The organism is Amycolatopsis melonis (assembly GCF_040064235.1).
GTDB classification, from domain to species: domain Bacteria; phylum Actinomycetota; class Actinomycetes; order Mycobacteriales; family Pseudonocardiaceae; genus Amycolatopsis; species Amycolatopsis melonis.
Map to the genome: position 1 here is coordinate 1 of NZ_JBDZYD010000007.1, position 17,545 is coordinate 17,545.

Annotated in this window: 18 protein-coding genes; 11 read left to right on the forward strand and 7 right to left on the reverse strand. The window is 71.2% G+C overall.

What is annotated here, in order from left to right; translation table 11 throughout:
- Positions 1 to 298: 298 nt before the first annotated feature.
- Genes ptsP through ABJI51_RS19320 form a run of 3 tightly spaced genes read right to left on the reverse strand, consistent with a single transcriptional unit; the run spans position 299 to position 3,558 of the window.
- A complete protein-coding gene (ptsP, locus tag ABJI51_RS19310) occupies positions 299 to 1,930 on the reverse strand; it encodes a phosphoenolpyruvate--protein phosphotransferase (RefSeq protein WP_348952442.1) in 1,632 nt (543 codons plus the stop codon).
- On the reverse strand, positions 1,923 to 2,660 hold the full coding sequence (locus ABJI51_RS19315) for a hypothetical protein (protein ID WP_348952443.1): 738 nt from the start codon (positions 2,658 to 2,660) through the stop codon (positions 1,923 to 1,925). The genes ptsP and ABJI51_RS19315 overlap by 8 nt, the downstream gene beginning before the upstream one ends.
- Before the next feature lie 28 nt (positions 2,661 to 2,688).
- Positions 2,689 to 3,558 carry a ribokinase gene (locus tag ABJI51_RS19320; protein ID WP_348952444.1) on the reverse strand — a complete coding sequence of 290 codons (870 nt, stop codon included), beginning with the start codon at positions 3,556 to 3,558 and terminating at the stop codon, positions 2,689 to 2,691.
- 371 nt (positions 3,559 to 3,929) lie between these two features.
- On the opposite strand from ABJI51_RS19320, the gene ABJI51_RS19325 reads away from it, so the two are divergent.
- The 7 genes from ABJI51_RS19325 to ABJI51_RS19355 all read left to right on the forward strand — a co-directional run bounded on the left by ABJI51_RS19325 (position 3,930) and on the right by ABJI51_RS19355 (position 8,952).
- Entirely contained in the window at positions 3,930 to 4,346 is a 417-nt protein-coding gene (locus ABJI51_RS19325) for a hypothetical protein (protein ID WP_348952445.1), read from the forward strand.
- Between the two features lie 43 nt (positions 4,347 to 4,389).
- Entirely contained in the window at positions 4,390 to 5,757 is a 1,368-nt protein-coding gene (locus ABJI51_RS19330; RefSeq protein WP_348952446.1) for a hypothetical protein, read from the forward strand.
- On the forward strand, positions 5,754 to 6,497 hold the full coding sequence (locus ABJI51_RS19335) for an ESX secretion-associated protein EspG (RefSeq protein WP_348952447.1): 744 nt from the start codon (positions 5,754 to 5,756) through the stop codon (positions 6,495 to 6,497). Before ABJI51_RS19330 ends, ABJI51_RS19335 begins: the two co-directional genes overlap by 4 nt.
- The gene (locus ABJI51_RS19340) at positions 6,494 to 6,901 is read left to right on the forward strand and encodes a hypothetical protein (protein WP_348952448.1); all 408 of its coding nucleotides are present in this window, start codon (positions 6,494 to 6,496) and stop codon (positions 6,899 to 6,901) included. The genes ABJI51_RS19335 and ABJI51_RS19340 overlap by 4 nt, the downstream gene beginning before the upstream one ends.
- Positions 6,898 to 7,518, forward strand: a complete 621-nt coding sequence (locus ABJI51_RS19345) for a DUF3558 domain-containing protein (RefSeq protein WP_348952449.1) — start codon at positions 6,898 to 6,900, stop codon at positions 7,516 to 7,518. Before ABJI51_RS19340 ends, ABJI51_RS19345 begins: the two co-directional genes overlap by 4 nt.
- Before the next feature lie 10 nt (positions 7,519 to 7,528).
- Entirely contained in the window at positions 7,529 to 8,143 is a 615-nt protein-coding gene (locus ABJI51_RS19350) for a DUF3558 domain-containing protein (protein WP_348952450.1), read from the forward strand.
- Positions 8,144 to 8,214: 71 nt separating this feature from the next.
- A complete protein-coding gene (locus ABJI51_RS19355; protein ID WP_348952451.1) occupies positions 8,215 to 8,952 on the forward strand; it encodes a TetR/AcrR family transcriptional regulator in 738 nt (245 codons plus the stop codon).
- Here the strand turns inward: ABJI51_RS19355 and ABJI51_RS19360 are convergent.
- The 3 genes from ABJI51_RS19360 to ABJI51_RS19370 form a co-directional block, all read right to left on the reverse strand.
- On the reverse strand, positions 8,949 to 9,686 hold the full coding sequence (locus ABJI51_RS19360; RefSeq protein ID WP_348952452.1) for a 3-oxoacyl-ACP reductase family protein: 738 nt from the start codon (positions 9,684 to 9,686) through the stop codon (positions 8,949 to 8,951). The genes ABJI51_RS19355 and ABJI51_RS19360 overlap by 4 nt on opposite strands.
- Positions 9,687 to 9,776: 90 nt before the next feature.
- Positions 9,777 to 12,617, reverse strand: a complete 2,841-nt coding sequence (gene leuS, locus ABJI51_RS19365) for a leucine--tRNA ligase (RefSeq protein ID WP_348952453.1) — start codon at positions 12,615 to 12,617, stop codon at positions 9,777 to 9,779.
- Positions 12,618 to 12,810: 193 nt separating this feature from the next.
- On the reverse strand, positions 12,811 to 13,971 hold the full coding sequence (locus ABJI51_RS19370; protein ID WP_348952454.1) for an esterase-like activity of phytase family protein: 1,161 nt from the start codon (positions 13,969 to 13,971) through the stop codon (positions 12,811 to 12,813).
- Between the two features lie 66 nt (positions 13,972 to 14,037).
- On the opposite strand from ABJI51_RS19370, the gene ABJI51_RS19375 reads away from it, so the two are divergent.
- Positions 14,038 to 14,451, forward strand: coding sequence for an SdpI family protein (locus ABJI51_RS19375; protein ID WP_348952455.1), 414 nt, complete (start codon positions 14,038 to 14,040; stop codon positions 14,449 to 14,451).
- Here ABJI51_RS19375 and ABJI51_RS19380 read toward each other — a convergent pair.
- Entirely contained in the window at positions 14,448 to 15,029 is a 582-nt protein-coding gene (locus ABJI51_RS19380; protein ID WP_348952456.1) for a YqgE/AlgH family protein, read from the reverse strand. The two genes, ABJI51_RS19375 and ABJI51_RS19380, sit on opposite strands and share 4 nt — an antisense overlap.
- A gap of 203 nt (positions 15,030 to 15,232) precedes the next feature.
- Between ABJI51_RS19380 and ABJI51_RS19385 the strand changes: the two genes are divergently transcribed.
- From ABJI51_RS19385 to ABJI51_RS19395, 3 genes are all read left to right on the forward strand, one after another.
- Entirely contained in the window at positions 15,233 to 16,525 is a 1,293-nt protein-coding gene (locus ABJI51_RS19385) for an MFS transporter (protein ID WP_348952457.1), read from the forward strand.
- Positions 16,526 to 16,616: 91 nt separating this feature from the next.
- The gene (locus tag ABJI51_RS19390; protein ID WP_348952458.1) at positions 16,617 to 17,219 is read left to right on the forward strand and encodes a YbaB/EbfC family nucleoid-associated protein; all 603 of its coding nucleotides are present in this window, start codon (positions 16,617 to 16,619) and stop codon (positions 17,217 to 17,219) included.
- Complete coding sequence (locus ABJI51_RS19395) at positions 17,219 to 17,542, forward strand: WXG100 family type VII secretion target (RefSeq protein ID WP_348952459.1); 324 nt, start codon at positions 17,219 to 17,221, stop codon at positions 17,540 to 17,542. Before ABJI51_RS19390 ends, ABJI51_RS19395 begins: the two co-directional genes overlap by 1 nt.
- Positions 17,543 to 17,545 lie beyond the last annotated feature (3 nt).

Here is a 17,545-nt window from a genome sequence, read left to right on the forward strand (position 1 = left end):
CACTTCCGCGGCAGCACGTCAGGGCGAGCTGTCGCGACCGTGCGGACCAGGGGGAGACGTTCGCGCAGCCGATCGCCCCAAGCTGGGTCAGGGACGAGCCGTCGCGACCGTGCGGAGCCGGGCTCCACCAGCCGGCCTCAGCAGAGCAGAGGTGCGCCCGGGCCACGGGAGACGTTCGCCAAGCCCAGCGCGGCCGACCGACCAGGGCGGGGTCAGCCGCCGGTCGACCGGAGCGGGACTTGACCAGCCCGGCCTGAGCTGCCGCGACCGTGCGTCAAGCCGGCCGATCCGAGCGGGGTCAGGGGCGAGCCGCCGCGCGGGCCGCCGCGGGGTCGGACGTTTCCAGGACCGCCGTCGCCAAGGCCTCGCATTCCGCCAGCGTTGCGCTTGCCAGGCTCGCGCCGACCGCACGGATCGCCGGCGCGTTCATCGAAAGGCTCGTCAGCCCCAGGCCCGCCAGGACCAGCGCCAGCCGGGGGTCCGCGGCCGCTTCGCCGCAGACGCCTGCCGGTTTGCCCGTGGCCTTGGCCGCGTCGCCGATCAGCTTCAGCAGGCGCAGCAGGCCCGGCTGCCACGGGTCGTTGAGCTGGGCTACCGCGCCCAGCTGGCGGTCGGCCGCGAACGTGTACTGCGCCAGGTCGTTCGTGCCGACCGAGACGAAGTCGACGACGTCCAGGATCTCGCGGGCACTCAGCGCCGCCGCCGGGATCTCGATCATCACGCCCGCCCTGGCGATGCCCGCCGCGCGGACGCGGGCGGCGAACCAGGCCGCTTCCTCGACCGTCGCGACCATCGGAGCCATCACCGAGACCTCGGCCCCTGAATCGGCCGCCGCGCCCGCGATGGCTTCGAGCTGGCGGTCCAGCACCTCGGGCCGGTCGAACGCCACGCGCAGCCCGCGGACACCCAGCGCCGGGTTCGGCTCGGCCTCCGGCGAGAGAAAGGCGAGCGGCTTGTCGGCGCCCGCGTCCAGCGTCCGCACGATCACCGGCTTGCCGCGGAACGGCGAAAGCACCGCCGTGTACGCCGCGCGCTGGCCGGCGACCGACGGCTCGTCCGCGGCGTCGAGGTAGCAGAACTCGGTGCGGAACAGCCCGACGCCCTCGGCGCCCGCGTCGGCCGCCGCCCGGGCGTCGGCCGGGGAGCCGACGTTGCCGTAGACCTTGACGCGGTGGCCGTCGGCCGTCGCGCCCGTGCCGTTCCACTCCGCGAGCTGGGCGACCGTCGCCGTGACGACCGGGGCCGCCGGGTCCGCGACCTCGACCGTGCCCGTGTCGCCGTCCACCGCAAGCGCTTGCGCGTCCAGGGCCAGCAGGCCGCGGACCGCGACGACGGCCGGGATGCCGAGCGCGCGGGCCAGGATCGCGGTGTGGCTGGTCGGGCCGCCCTCCTCGGTGACGAGGGCGAGGACCTTGGCGGGGTCGAGGCCCGCGGTGTCGGCCGGGGCGAGGTCGCGGGCGACCAGCACGCTCGGCGACGCCAGCTCGGGGACCCCCGGCGGCGCGATGCCGAGCAGCTCGGCGATCAGCCGGTCGCGCACGTCCCGGACGTCGCGGACGCGTTCGGCCATGTAACCACCCGCCGCGGCCAGTGCTTCGGCGAAGCCCTCGGCGGCCTGGTAGACGGCACGCGCGGCAGGCAGCCCCTGCGTCTTGACCAGCTGCTCGGCCTGCGAGGCGAGCGCCGGGTCGGCAGCCATCGCGGCGGTCGTGATCAGGATCGTCGCCGCCTCGCCGGTCGCGGTCTCGGCCTGTTTCTCCAGCCGGCCGGCGACGATCGCGGCCGCGGGCGCGATCCGGGCGGCTTCGGCGGCGGGATCGGCCGGGGCGGGAGTCGCGGCGGGCTCGCCCAGCGGCTCGGCAACGCGGACGACGGGACCACTCGCGCGGCCGGGGCTGACGGCGACCCCGGACAGTGACGACTCAGACATGGTCTAGACCATAGCTCAGATAGGCCTGGATATCTCGTGGTGGCGGGCACAAACCGCGTTGCCGTACCTGTTCGAGCACCGGCCGGACCTCCTCGTGCCACCAGGCTTCGGCCAGCTCGTCACGGCTGCGCACCGGCCGTCCGGCCAGCATACGGCGGAATCCCCAGGCCTCGGCCGAGTCGGCGAGCCGGAACCAGTCGGCGGGATCGTCGAGCCACAGCCCGAGGCGGACGTCGTCCGGCAGCGGGACGCGCTCCAGGAACATCCGCTCGGCGGTCTTGGACGGCAGGTCGGCCAGCGTGAGGCAGCGCAGCGCGCAGGCGACCGTGCTGATCCAGCGCACCCGCGCGCGGATGACCCGGGCCCCGCGGGCGCGGGCGATGCCGACGCGGTGATGGCCGTCCTCGACGAAGAACATGTCGGACAGGCGCACGAGCCGCACCGGCGGCAGGTCCGCCGACGTCCGTGTCAGGGACTCCCAGCGCTCGCGCAGCGCCCGGTTGCGCGGCCGGAACTCGCGGTCGAAGTCCCCGGCGCGGGCCACCGTGCCGACGATGCCCTCCACCGGCACGTCGTAGACGCCTTCGTCGACCTCGGTCTGCTTGCCCAGCGCCTGGAGCGTGTCGTCGAGCGGCATGATCGCGAGGTGGTCGGGGCGCCGCGCCTCGGCGATCGCCCGCAGCTGGGCGGCGTAGCCGCGCCACCAGGCCGAACCGAACGAATCGCCCATGTGACGGGCAACACGCGCGGCCCGGTGATCATTCCCCGAGGTCGGCGGCGGTCGGGTAGGACGGCTGGGCCCCGGGCCGCGTCACGCTGAAGGCCGCGACGCGCACGGCCCGCTTCGCGGCGGTGACCAGGTCGGCGCCGTCGGCGAGCGAAGCGGCGAGCGCGCCCGCGAAGGCGTCCCCGGCCCCGGTGGTGTCCACGGCGTCGACCTTCGGCGACGCGACCTCGGTGCTGCCCCCGGCCTCGACGACGACCGCCCCGGCGGCGCCCAGCGTGACGACGGCCGCGCGCGGCCCCAGGTCGAGCAGCTTCCGGAAGTCCGCGCCGGGCCCGGTGAGCCAGGCGGCCTCGTGCTCGTTGACCAGCAGGACGTCGATCCTGCCCAGCGTTTCCGGCGACAGCTTCGCGGCAGGCGAGAGGTTCAGCAGCACCTTGACGCCGTTTTCGGCCGCCCGCGCGACGGCGTGCTCGACGGTCGGCAGCGGCACCTCGAGCGAGACGACCATGACCTCGACGCCGTCGAAGACGGCCTCGACGTCGGCGGGTTCCAGGCTGGAGTTGGCGCCGGGGGAGACGAGGATGGCGTTCTCGCCGTCCGGGGTGACGGTGATGTAGGCGATTCCGGTCGGCCGGTCGCTGGTGCGCACGAGCCCGGTGTCGACCCCGGCGGCACGCAGGGAGTCGAGCAGCAGCCGTCCGTAGGGATCGTCGCCGACGGCGCCGAGCAGCGCGACGTCCGCGCCGAGCCGTCCGGCCGCCACGGCCGTGTTGGCCCCCTTCCCGCCGGGCGAGAGGACGGTGTCACCACCCAGCACCGTCTCCCCGCCACCCGGCCGCCGGTCCACCGCGACGACGAGGTCGGCGTTGGCCGATCCCACAACGAGCACGTCAGAGTTCATGCCCGAACTGTGTCACGAACGGGCTTGGACCAGGTCAGCGAGGATGGGCAAGGGGAAAGTGAAGGTTTTTGTAACTTATCCGGTGCCGGGTGCGACAATCATGCGTGCAGCGGCTACCCGTCACTCGATCGGGGGATGTCCGTCCCCCGGCCGTCACTTCGTGACCCCGGTCCCGCTCTCCAGGTGCGTCATCACGCCGGTCGTGATGACGTTGCCCCATCCGGCGCGAGCCGGGCAGGGCATCGGGTCGCCGGCGCCGATCACGTAGCCCCCCGAGTGATCGACGCCGGCGGCGCCCCTGCGGTTTTCCCCACCCGGCCTTACGGACAACCGGCTGTCCGAGCCGCTCGGCGGCTCCTAGCGTCGGGTTCATGAGCATTTCCGACTGGAAAAGGACGTTGTACGCGGTTCTCGCGCTGCCCGCGTACCTCGCGGGGCCGGGCGCGAGACGGTGGCTGGCGCGACGCTGCCTGGACGCGGAACCGCGAGGCGGGAAGGCGTTTTTCGCGTGCCTCGCCGGCTTCCCGCTCGGGCTGCTGATCTGGTACCTCGTCGGCCGGATCACGACCTTCGGGTTCTTCTGGACGGAGGAGGGCGCGGCCGGGTCGTGGGGCGGTCCCTCGCTGATCGGCGCGTGGACCGTGCACTTCTTCGGCGCGCTCGGCATGGCCGTGGTGTGCATGTGGGTGCTGCGGCCGCTGACGCGCCGGCAGGTGCGAACGGCTGACCTGGGCCGATTCCGCACACGGCCGGTGAGCGATGAGGTATCGTCCGTGACGGAGGGGTGATCGAACGCGAGGGGAGCGCGGTTCGGTGGGGTTGTTCGGAGACATGCTCGACGCTGCGAAGCACGTCGGGTCGGAGATCGCACACGCAGTCGAGTCGGGTGGCGAGGGGATCGGCAAGGTCCTCGGCGGCGCGGGCGTCGGCTTGCTCGCGGGCGGGCCTCTCGGCGCGGTCGCCGGCGCGTATGTCGGATCGCAGACCGGGACCGGGGCGAACAATCCGCAGGCGGCCGGGTTGTCCCCGGCGCAGCTGGTCCAGGCCGTCCTGAGCGGGCCGGGCACCGAGTCGCTGCAGCACGTGCACCGCGCGGGCCTGGAGCAGGCGGAATACCAGCGCCGGCTGGAGCAGGGCACGCGCGAGCTGACCGCCGGCCTGGAGTCGGCGTGGACCGGCAGTGCTTCGGACGCGGCCAGGGAGCGTCTCAAGCCGTTGACGGCGTCGGCGACCTCGGCGTCGGCGACCCTGGAGCGGAACTCGACGCTGTCGCAGGCGCAGATCGACCAGTTCCACCAGATGAAGAACTCGCTGCACCCCGACGTCACCGGCCGGCCGCCGACGCGCAGCGCCTGGGACGTCGTGACGCCGTGGGACACCGACACCGAAGACCAGATCAACCAGTACAACCGGAAGGCCGCCGAGAACGTCGAGCGGTACAACGCCTACGCGCAGCAGTCCAGCTCGAACACCGCGGCGCGGACAATCGACTACGGCCAGCTCCGCGAGTACACCGGCGGCGACTTCCAGGTGAAGGACCCGGCCGAGCGGCCGAAGCAGCGGTCGCGTTCGGACGTCGGCAGGGATGACCGGCCGATCGGATCGCAGGTGCAGCCGCCACCGGCGGTTCACCCTGCGGTGCATCCGCCCGTTCAGCCGCCGCCTCCTGGGCAGGTCGTGCCGCCGGGTTCGCACACCGGGACACCAGGAGTGGACGACAGTGTGCGGGCGCAGGGGTACGTCCCGCCGTCCCCTGGCTATCGGCCGGACGTGCCGTCGCCGTACTTGCCCGGCGGATCCGGACCCGGCTTCGGCCCGGACGGCGGGTTCGGCCCAGGTGGCGGGTTCGGCCCCGGCTCGGGTCCTGGTTCGCGTTTCGGCTCGGGTTCCGGCTCGGGTTCCGGTTCCGGGGCGTCCGCGGGTACCGGCCCGGGTGGCCGGGCGACCGGAGCCCTGCCCGGAGGCGGCCGGGGCAGCGGAGCAGGAATGCCCGGCGAAGGCCGTCCCGGTGCGGTCCGCGGCGGTGGTGCCGCCGGGAAGCCGGGCGCGCCGGGCATGGGTGCCATGGGCGCCGGGGCAGGCAAGGGCAAGCAGGAGGACGAGGAGCACCAGCGGGCGTCGTACCTGGTGGAACCGGATCCGGAGAGCGTCTTCGGCGGGTCCGACGAGCGGACGGTGCCCCCGGTGATCGGGCTGTGAACACGCTCTTCTTGCCGAAGACGGCGTTGCTGACGGCCTGGGAGTGGGAACGCCACGGCCCACCGCCCGCGGTCCTCGGCCCGGACAACCTGTGGCTCGGCGACGAGACCCGAAAGAGGCTCGAGGAGAAGGTGCTGGACGTCCTCGCCTCGCTCCGGCTCGCCACGGGCGGCACGCTGACGCGCGAATTCCGTGACGTCCTGCGTGTCCTGGCGAGGGGCCCCCGCCGGTTGACGGCGTGGCTGGGCGACATCGAGGCGGACGAGTCGGGCACGGTCCTGGTGGCGGCGGACGGCCCGGACGCGCTGCGGCTGATCCGGAAGGACGACACGGTCCGGATCGACGCCGTGGACCGGATCGCGGAATCCCTGGTGGACGTGCTGCCCCCGGTCCCGCCGGCCCGCATCGAAGCGGTGTCGATCCCGCAAGCACGGTTCTCGGCAAGCGCGGCAGAGGAGTCGTACGACCTCGAAGACCCAACAACCGACGACGGCGGCCACGACCCACTGCCCTGGGCCCGCCGGCTGATGTCGGCCCGGCGGACGGGCCTCCACCAGTGCTACGCGGTGAGCCACGGATCTCGCAGCGCCCCGATCACGGCCGTGGACATCGCCGGAACCGGCCGGGTACTGACGTACGTGCAGCCCGGGCGGCTGGTGAGGTTCGAGCCGGGGACTCGCGCTGCGCTGGCCGAAGTGCTGTACGCAACGCTGGACGGGCTCGGCGGAGGAGCACGATGACGGAACCGAGAAGCGCGATCTTCAGCGGGGTCGGGTTTTGGGCCACCGACGCGCCGGGCGCTTCGCGACCGGCTGGTGGACAGGGGTTCGCGATGAGCTCCGAGGAGATGCGGGCGATGCTCGAGAAGGCCAAGACTCAACGCGAAGCACTCGTCCAGCAAATGCGAGCGGCCGATCACTTGTCGCAGGCGAGGCCACCGGCCGAAGAACCGGTCAGTCAAGCCGCAGTGAACGGGCCGAACGGAATCAATGAGGCCGGCGCGTACTACCAGGGTCATCTCCGGTACCAGTTCAGCTACTTCACGGAGCTGATCCGCAGGTTGCAGCAGGCCCTCGGCATCACGGAGGCCGCGGACCAGCAAGCAGCAGACTCGACCAAGACGATCAAGGGGTCGCTCCAATGAGCCGTCAAGTTCTCCTGGCCGCTGTCGCAGTCACGTTGGGAGCGGCTTTGTTGACGTCATGCACCGGCAAGAAGCCGACGAACGGCACAGCCGTCCCCGTGCCGACCAATACCGCGGCACTGCCGAACAGCGGCGCCCCGAAAGTCGACAACCCTCTCCCGGCGGCGGCTTTGGCCGGCAGTCCCTGTGATTCCGCTCTGACAGCCGAACAACTCATGGGCTACCTCGGGCCAACCACCACGCCGAAGGCGAGCGACACCGAACTGGGACCCACGTGCGACTGGGCCAGCGCCTCCGGAACGGCAGCTGGAATCCTGGTCGGATACGACACCAAGACAGGGCAAGGGCTGAGCCTCACCTACAAGAACGAGAAGCCGAAAGCCAAACGGTGGGTCGACACACTGGAGCCGATCCAGGGCTATCCGGCGGTCGGTTATGTGGACACCGGAACCACCGACAACCGCACCTGCGTGATCGTTGTCGGAGTCTCGGACGAGCTGGCCTATTCCGTCTCGCTGAGCATCGGTGACTCCGCGGTCCAGGCCGGCAAGGACGCCTGCCAGCTCGGACGCGGCGTCGCCGATACGGTCATGACCAACCTCAAGGCCCGGGCCTGAGCGGATTCGAATGAACAGGCGAGGAATCACTGCTGTCACCGTCGCCGCCGCTTGCGCGATCTTGCTCGCGGGCTGCGCGGGCAAGCGGGGCACGGCCAGTCCAGCTCCCTCGACAGCCGAATCCACTGCCGCGACTCTTCCGCACACCGGAGCACCCACGGTCGACTCGCCGCTCTCGCCGGCGGTACTCGACGGCAGCCCGTGCGACAGCGCCCTCACCAGCAGCCAAGTCGATCACCTCCTCGGGCAGCCCACCCCGGCCAAACCCAGTGACACACAGCTCGGCCCGATGTGTCAGTGGAGCAGCGCTTCCGGCTCAGGAGCAGGCATCACCGTCGCCTACCAGACCAAGTCCGACCAGGGAATCAGCCTGGCCTACCAGAACGTGCAGCCGACAGCCGCGCGATGGAAGTCGCTCGCACCGATCCGGGGATTCCCCGCCGTGGCCTACACCAACTCCGCCGACAAGCGCGCCTGCGTCATCGTCGTCGGAGTGACCGACAAGCTGGCGTTTTCGACGGGGTTGACGCTCGGCGACAAGGCCGCGGGCGAAGGCAAAGACTGCTTCGACCTCGCTCCCGAAGTGGCCGGCACCGTGCTGACCAACCTCAAGGCGCGGGCCTGAGCTGCACCTTTCGTTACGGCCGACATCGCGTTAATGCGAAAATTGTCGTAGTAAGCACCTAGACTGTCCGGATGAGCCACCCCACCCGGAGGGGTCGCGCGCGTGCGGCTACCGAACAGGACATCCGGCGGACCGCCCGGAAGCTGCTGGTCGAGCAGGGGCCCGAGGCGGTCACGCTGCGGGCCATCGCTCGGGAGCTGGGGATCACCGCGCCCGCGCTCTACCGGTACTACGAGTCTCGGGATGACCTCGTCGAGAACCTGCGGCTGGACGTCTGTGCCGATCTGGCGGACGAACTCGCCGAGGAGATCGCCGAGCTGCCCGACGACGGGATGCTGCAGCTCTTCGCCATCTGCAAGGGCTTCCGGCGGTGGGCGCTCACCCACACGAAGGAATTCACGCTGGTCTTCGCGTCGCCGACCGGGGGTGTGGGCTCGGCGGCCGGAAGTGCGCTGAGCCGGGTGGATGAGCCTTTCGGGCGGATCTTCCTCGCCGCCGCGGGGCGGGTTCTCGCGCGCCACGACATCGTGCTGCCCTCGGCCAGCGGGGTGCCCGACGAGCTGCGGGACGACCTGCAGACCTTCCAGGAATCGCTGGTCGCCGTGCTCGTCGAGTCCGACCAGGACGTGCCCGTGGAGAAGATCGACCTCGGCGTGACGTACCTGATGATCCAGTTCTGGGCCCGGCTCTACGGGCACGTCACGCTCGAGGTCTTCGGCAACTACCCGATCCCCATGTCCAAACCGGACGTCCTGTTCGAGGCCATGCTCATCGACCTCGCCCGGGAGATCGGGCTCTACTCCGGCTAGGCCGCGTGGCCGCCGTCCACGGCCAGCACCGTTCCCGTCACGTAGCCGGCGCCCGGCGAGGCCAGGTAGGCGACCGCGGCCGCCACCTCGGCCGGTGAGCCGTAGCGGTCGAACGCCGTCATGGCCGCCTGGTCCGCCGCGTACGGGCCGTCGGCCGGGTTCATGTCCGTGTCCGTCGGGCCCGGGTGGACCAGGTTGACCGTGATGCCGCGCGGCCCCAGCTCGCGGGCCAGTGCCTTGGTCAGGCCGAGCATCGCCGCCTTGCTCGTCGCGTACAGGGCCATGCCCGGGCCCGGCACGCGGTCGGTCACGCAGCTGCCGATCGTGATGATGCGGCCGCCTTCGCCCAGGACTCCGGCCGCGGCCTGGGTGGCCGCGAACACGCCGCGGACGTTCACCGCCAGCACGCGGTCGACGTCGTCGAGGGACGTCTCGGCCAGCGGTGCGACGAAGCCGACGCCCGCGTTGTTCACCAGCACGTCCAGGCGGCCGAACTCCGCCACCGCGGCCGAAACGGCGGCCGAAACCGCGGCAGCGTCCGCCGAGTCCGCCTGGATCGCCAGCGCGCGGCGGCCGAGGTTCTTGATCTGCTCGACCACCTCGGCCGCCTGCGCGGCGTTGTGCACGTACGTCAGTGCGACGTCCGCGCCGTCCTCGGCGAGCCGCAGTGCCGTGGCCGCGCCGATGCCTCGGCTGCCGCCGGTCACCAGCGCCACCTTGCCGTCGAGGGTCATGCCCGGTTCTCCTTCGATCGAACGTGTTTCCTTGACCGCTCAATCAAATCGGGAACGCGGCGACGGCACCGGCGTATTTCCGACAGGGCGCTACAGCACGATGTTGACCAGCCGGCCCGGGACCACGATCACCTTGCGCGGCGAGCCGTCGCCGACCATCGCCGCGACCTTCTCGTCCGCCAGCGCCGCCGCCTGGACCTCGTCCTGGGACGCCGAAGCCGCGACCGTCACCCGGGAGCGGACCTTGCCGTTGACCTGGATCGGGTACTCGACGGAGTCCTCGACCAGGTACTTCTCGTCCACCACCGGGAACGGGCCCTGCACCAGCGAGTCCGCGTGGCCCAGCCGGTGCCACAGCTCCTCGGCCATGTGCGGGGCCAGCGGCGCCAGCATCAGCACCAGCGGCTCGGCCAGCTCGCGCGGCGTCGCCGCCGCCCCGCCGTAGACCTTGGTGACGTGGTTGTTCAGCTCGATCAGCTTCGCGCCCGCCGTGTTGAACCGCATCTCCGCGTAGTCCTCGCGGACGCCGGCGATGGTCTTGTGCAGCACCTTGCGGTCCGCCTCGGAAGCGTCCTCATTGGACACCCGCAGCTCGCCGGTCTCCTCGTCGACGACCAGCCGCCACAGCCGCTGCAGGAACCGGTGCGCGCCCACGACGTCCTTCGTCGCCCAGGGACGCGACATCGCCAGCGGGCCCATCGCCATCTCGTAGAACCGGAACGTGTCGGCGCCGTAGTTCTCGGCCATCTCGTCCGGCGTGACGACGTTCTTCAGGCTCTTGCCCATCTTGCCGTACTCCTGGGTGACTTCCTCACCGTCGTAGAAGTACTTGCCGTCGCGCTCCTCGACCTGCTCGGCCGGGACGTAGACGCCGCGCGAGTCCGTGTACGCGTACGCCTCGATGTAGCCCTGGTTGAACAGCTTCCGGTACGGCTCCTTGGAGCTCACGTGGCCCAGGTCGTACAGCACCTTGTGCCAGAACCGCGAGTACAGCAGGTGCAGCACGGCGTGCTCGACGCCGCCGACGTACAGGTCGACACCGCCGGTGTCGTCCGCGCCGTACTCGCCGGGGCGGGGGCCCATCCAGTACTGCTCGTTCTCCGGCGCGCAGAACGCCTCGGAGTTCGTCGGGTCCAGGTAGCGCAGCTGGTACCAGCAGGAACCCGCCCAGTTCGGCATCGTGTTGATGTCGCGGCGGTACTTCTTCGGGCCGTCGCCCAGGTCCAGCTCGACCTCGACCCAGTCGGTCGCGCGGGCCAGCGGCGACGACGGCGTCGACTCGCGGTCCTCCGGGTCGAACGTCACCGGCGAGTAGTCGGCGACCTCGGGCAGCTCGACCGGCAGCATCGACTCGGGCAGGGCGTGGACCTCGCCGTTCTCGTCGTAGACCACCGGGAACGGCTCGCCCCAGTAGCGCTGGCGCGAGAACAGCCAGTCACGCAGCTTGTACTGGACGGTCCCGGTGCCGGCACCGTTCTCGGTCAGCCAGGCGATGATCGTCTTCTTGGCCTCGGCGACGTCCATGCCGTCCAGGAAGCCCGAGTTGATCGCCGGGCCGTCACCGGTGTACGCCTTGCCGTCGAAGCCCTCGGACGGCTGCACGGTCCGGATGATGTCCAGGCCGAACTTCTCGGCGAACTCCCAGTCGCGGACGTCCTGGCCGGGGACGGCCATGATCGCGCCGGTGCCGTAGCCCATCAGCACGTAGTCGGCGACGAAGACCGGGATCTGCTTGCCGTTGACCGGGTTCGTCGCGTACGCGCCGGTGAAGACGCCGGTCTTCTCCTTGTTCTCCTGCCGGTCCAGCTCGGACTTCCGCGACGCCGCGACGCGGTACTCCTTGATCGCTTCGGCGGGCGTCGCCGCGCCGCCGGTCCAGCGCTCGTCGACCTCCGGCGGCCACGCGGCGGCGACCAGCTTGTCGACCAGCGGGTGTTCCGGCGCCAGCACCATGTAGGTGGCGCCGAACAGGGTGTCCGGCCGGGTCGTGAAGATCTCGATCGCCTCGTCACCGCAGGGGAAGGTGACGCGGGCGCCGTGCGAGCGGCCGATCCAGTTCCGCTGCATGGACTTGACCTTCTCCGGCCAGTCCAGCAGGTCCAGGTCGTCGACCAGGCGGTCGGCGTAGGCGGTGATCCGCATCATCCACTGGCGCAGGTTGCGCCGGAAGACCGGGAAGTTGCCGCGCTCGCTGCGGCCCTCGGCGGTGACCTCCTCGTTCGACAGCACCGTCCCCAGGCCGGGGCACCAGTTGACCGGCGCTTCGGAGATGTACACCAGCCGGTGGTCGTCGATCACCTTCTTCCGCTCGGCCGCGCTCAGCGCCGCCCACTCGCGGCCGTCCGGCGTCGGGCGGGAGCCGTCGGCGAACGCGGCCTCCAGCTCGGCGATCGGCCGGGCCTTGCCCGCCTCGGTGTCGTACCAGGAGTTGAAGATCTGCAGGAAGATCCACTGTGTCCAGCGGTAGTACCCGGGGTCGATCGTGGAGATGCGACGACGTTCGTCGTGGCCCAGGCCCAGGCGCCGGATCTGGCGCAGGTAGGTCCGGATGTTCTCCTCGGTCGTCTTCCGCGGGTGCTGCCCGGTCTGGACGGCGTACTGCTCGGCGGGCAGGCCGAACGCGTCGAAGCCCATCGTGTGCAGCACGTTGCGCCCGATCATCCGGTGGTACCGGGCGAAGACGTCGGTGCTGATGAAGCCCAGCGGGTGCCCGACGTGCAGGCCGGAGCCCGACGGGTACGGGAACATGTCCTGGACGAACAGCTTGTCGCTGGGCACCTGCTGCCCCTCGACGGCGAGCGGCCCGACGGGGTTGGGCGCGTGGAAGGTCCCCTGGTCGGCCCAGTGGTCCTGCCAGCGCTGCTCGATCTGCCCCGCCAGCGCCGCCGTGTAGCGGTGCGCCGGGACGTCGGTCCCTGTCGCCTCAGTCATGACGTCGTCCTTCGTTTCAAGCTCGAGGCACTCTTTCCCGCCGAGAGCTCATCGATACAGCCGCTCCAGAAACAACTCGACCCCCCAGCCACCAGGGCATGAGGGGTCGCCGCGCCGGCCGGGCCGGGCCCGGTCAACGCGGCAGGCTAAGGAGCAGCCGAGCCGTGTTCACCCCTTCATCGTAACTTGCTGGTCAAAGCCGTTCGGAGGGGACCGCCAGTGCGACGAACTGGGTGACCTGGGTCGCGGAGAAGTTGTTGTCGCTGACCAAGATCAAGCTGCGCTCCCCGTTGGGCAGCTTCGGCCCCCACGTCATGCCCTCCAGGTTGTCCACAGTGGACAAGCCGAGGTCGGCGGCGTCGAAGAGCAGCCGCTTCTTCACCGGCTTGACGTGCTTCGCGTCAGCGAGAGACTTCACGTTCAGGACGTTCGTGGCGCCCTTCGTGTCGATCTCGTAGACGCGCACCTTGTTGCCGACGCCGGTGCTGAACGAGCGCTCCATCATGAGGAACTTCGTCGGGTCGGCCTGGTCGACGGCCAGCATCGAGGACACGCCGGTGGTGGCGAACGCCGTCGGCGGCACCGGCGCGGCGAACAGCGGCTCCTGCGGGTAGGCGTACTGCGCCAGTACCGGCCCGAACCGCGACTGCAGGGTGATCCGCGACAGCGCGCCGGACGTCGTCGTCGGCTCCGGGCCGTCCTGCAGCAGCGGGCCCTCGACCTCGCTGGCCAGCAGCGAGCCGAACCCGGTGAACGTGATGCCCTCGAGCACGAGGTTCTGCCGCGGGCCCGCCGTCGGCGTCATCTTCTCGTTCGCGGGAATCGGCAGGTCACGGACGTATTCGCCGGTGCGGCGGGCTTCGCGGATCGACGGGTCGATCAACGTCGTCGCGGTCCGCTCGCCCTCCTGCGACCAGTAGTAGTCACCGGTCCACGGGTCGACGCGCAGCTCTTCGGGGTCGATCGTCTGCTCGTTCTGCGGCAGCGACGGGTCGTTCTTGGCCAGCGGCGGGTACGGCGTGCCGTCCGGGCGCAGCAGCGGCTTCGTGCCGGTGAAGGTGACGTCGCCGACACCGTCCGCGGACACCGGGAACGTCGCGGTGTAGAACCGGGCGGGGTTGATCGCCGAGCGGTCGTCGCAGATCAGCGCGTAGCCGCCGGTGCGGGGGTCGTAGTCGATGCTGGACAGGCCGCCGACCGTCGTGCCCTGGAACGGCAGGGCGTTGGGGACGATCTTTTCGCCGAGCAGCCGGATCGGCCGCTGATGACTCTCGGTGGCATCCGCCGGCGCGGCGGCGAGGAGTCCCCCGATCAGGGCAGTGGCCAGGACGGTGGGGAGTACACGCGGTGACATGGCCTGTAGCACAGTCGATCAGGGTATCCGGCAGGTTGCCGGGACGTCACGCTTATCCTTGACCTCGTGTTCGCTATCGCGCTGGTTCCGATCGTGCTGGGTCTGTTCGTCGGCTTTGGTGGGTTCCTCGGTTTCCGCGAGCGCTTGACGCGCGAAGGCGGGACCGGCGTGCGCACGCAGGCCGCGCTGCGCAGCGAAGAAGCGTTCAAGCTGGCCAACCGCGTCGCCGGGCTGCCGACCATGGCGGGTGGCGCGATCGCCGTGCTGTCCGGGCTGGCCGGGCTCGCGATGCCGACGACCGGCGGGCTGGTCTCCGCCGCGCTCGCCGGTGTCCTGGCGATGCTCCTGCTGGTCATGGGTGGCGGCGTGCTCGGCAACCGGGCCGCGCTGACCGTCCCGGCGCCGGCTCCGGCGGCCCCGGCCGGGTGCAGCGGCTGCGCGTGCGGCGGCTGCGGCGTCTTCAAGAAGGACGACGCCTAATTCCGCTGGAGGTCACCCGGGTGGGTGGCCAGCAGCGCCATCGGGATGCCCTGGCGGCGCAGCACCTGGCTCCACAGGTCGCCGTTCGGTGACGCCAGGATGTCGCTCGGCAGCGCGGGCACGATGAGCCAGTCGTCGCGCTCGATCTCGCCCGCCAGCTGCCCGGAGTCCCACCCGGCGTAGCCGGCGAAGACGCGCACGCCGCGGACCTTCGGCACCAGCACCTCGGGGTCGGTGTCCAGGTCGACCAGCGCGACCGGGCCGCGGACCGCGATCACGCCCGGCACGCTCGCCGCCGTCTCGCCGGTCCGCAGCGCGGCCAGGCACAACGCCGTCTTCTTCTCGACCGGCCCGCCGACGAACACCGCCTGCGGCTCGGCGACGTGCCCGCCCCAGTTGGGCAGCACGTCGTGCACGGCGACGTCGCTCGGCCGGTTCAGGACCACGCCCAGCGTGCCCTCCTCGCGGTGGTCGATGACGAACACCACGGTCCGGCGGAAGTTGGGGTCGACCATCGTGGGGGCGGCGACCAGGAGCGTTCCCGGTTCAACCTCGGCGTCCGCTGGCACGCGACCCATGATCCCACCCCTGGCCCGGCGAATTACTTCGGCTCGGGAACAATCGTCCCATCAGCCTCGTTCGAAACATGTGGCCGGCGCACTCCGTGTCCCCCGGGCTCACTGAAGAACCGCCTTTGTGGAATACCGTCCGGCTGGAGCCACACTGCGCATAGCCGCCGAGAGGCGACCTTAGTGCGTCGGCCACCCTTTACTCTGGCATCGTGACGATCAGCGCCCAGTCGGCAACAGCGCGAAGAGGCCCTCGGGAGCTGCTCAAGGACCCGGACTTCCGGCGTCTGCTGTTCACGCGCTTCGCGGCGAGCTGGGGCGACGGCGTCTTCCGCGCCGGGCTCGCCGGCGCCGTGCTGTTCAACCCCGAACGCGGCGCCGATCCGCTGGCCATCGCGGGCGGGTTCGCCGCGCTGCTGCTGCCGTACTCCGTCGTCGGGCCCTTCGCCGGTGCGCTGCTGGACCGGTGGGACCGCCGCCGGGTGCTCGTCTTCGCGAACCTCCTGCGCGGCCTCGCGATCGTCGCCGCGGCCGCCGCCGTCGGCTTCGGCTTCGGCGGGTTCGGGCTGTTTTCGCTGGCACTGGCCGCGGAAGGGATCACGCGCTTCATCGGCTCCGGACTCTCGGCGTCGCTGCCGCACGTCGTCGAGGAAGAAAGCGTCGTGACGGCGAACGCGTTCGCCACCACGCTCGGCTCGGTGGTCGCCGTCCTGGGCGGCGGCTGCGCGATCGGCCTGCGGGCGCTGTTCGGCAGCGGTGACGTCGGCTCGGCGGAGACCACGGCGTTCGCCGTGCTCGGCACGCTGGTCTCGGCGTTCCTCGCGCGCGGGTTCGCGCGTGGCCTGCTCGGGCCGTCGGTGGTCGACGAGCCGCCGAACCCGGTGCTGGCGGTCGCGCGCGGGCTCGCCGACGGCGCCCGCCACGCCTGGCGCGCCCCCAGTGTCACGGCCGGGTTCGTCGCGCTGTTCGCGCACCGGGCGTCGTTCGGGGTGTCGCTGCTGGTCACCGTGCTGCTGATGCGCAACCACTTCACCGACAACGGCGTCTTCCGCGCCGGCCTGCCCGGGCTCGGGCAGATGGCCGCGCTCGGCGGTGCCGGGCTGCTGCTGGCCGGCCTGCTGACCGCGCGGCTGGTCCGCGTCTTCGGACGGCTCCGCGCGGTGCTCGGCGCGCTGGTGCTGGCCGCGGCCGCCCAGGCGGCGCTGGGCCTGCCGATGGTGCTGCCACTGGCGCTGCTGGCGGCGTTCCTCATCACCGGCGCCGGGCAGGTGCTGAAGCTCTGTGTCGATTCGTCGATCCAGCTCGACGTCGCCGACGAAGCCCGCGGCCGGGTGTTCGCGCTGTACGACACGCTCTTCAACATCACGCAGGTGGCGGCGGTTTCGCTGGCCGCGCTGGTCGTCCCGGCCGACGGCCGCTCGCCGGGCCTGCTCATCGCCGCGACGGTCTGCTACCTCGTCGGCGGGGCCGGGTACCTGCTCGCCCGGCGGCGCACGATTCGCTGAGGCAAACACCCGAACCGGTCACCGGGACTGCTCCATTGGCATTAGGGTGCCCCTTAGTCATTAGTAGGTTCGAGGGACACCGGGGGCACCTGTGACCACCGCCGGCGACGACCGTGCGCAGCTCGAAGCACGCAATGCCGCGATGAAGGACCGGATGGACACCCTCCTGGAGAACTTCGAGCGGCAGACCGCGCAGCTGCGCGACGCCCAGGCCGCGGCCGCCGCGACGACGGCGGAGGTGACGTCCCCCGACGGGCTCGTCCGCGCAACCATCGACGCCGGCGGCAGCCTCGCGAAGCTCGAGTTCGCGCCGAGCACGTTCGAGCGCACGACGCCCGCGCAGCTCGCGAACACCGTCCAGACCCTGGTGCGGCAGGGATCGCTGCAGGTCAAGCAGAAGATCGCGGACCTGATGGCGCCGATCACCGAAGGCCTGCCCGACCTCGCCGACCTGGTCGAGGGCGCGCCGTCGCTGGCCGGGCTGGTGCCGCCGATCCCGGACTTCGCCGAGGAAGAGCCGCCCCCGCCACCGCGCCCGGAGTCGTTCGAAGACGGCGGCTCGATCCTGCGCAACGAACAGGCACCGCCTCCGCCACCGATGCCTGCGCCCAAGCCCGCGCCCAAGCGCGTCCGCCCACCTCGTGACGACGAAGAGGAAGAACCGCCGTCGTCCTGGATGACGAGGGGTAACTGATGCCGGCGGGGGGAGCCGGTTTCACCGCGGAGCCGGACGCGGTGCTGCGCGCGTCGAACGGCCTGATCACGGCCGCGGACGGGCTCGACAACGCGGTCAAGGCACTGCAGGGCGCGCTCGCCGCACAGGGCGAATGCTGGGGCGGCGACGAGTCCGGCAAGGAGTTCGCCAAGGACTACGTGCCGGGGGCGCAGGGCGCCGTCGAAGGGTTCACCAACCTCGTGCAGGGGTTGCGGGGGATGCAGCAGAACGTCGCCAAGTCGATGAAGGCCCTGTCGGGCGCCGACGAGGACGTGACGTCCCAGCTGAGCAAGGGGCAATGACGC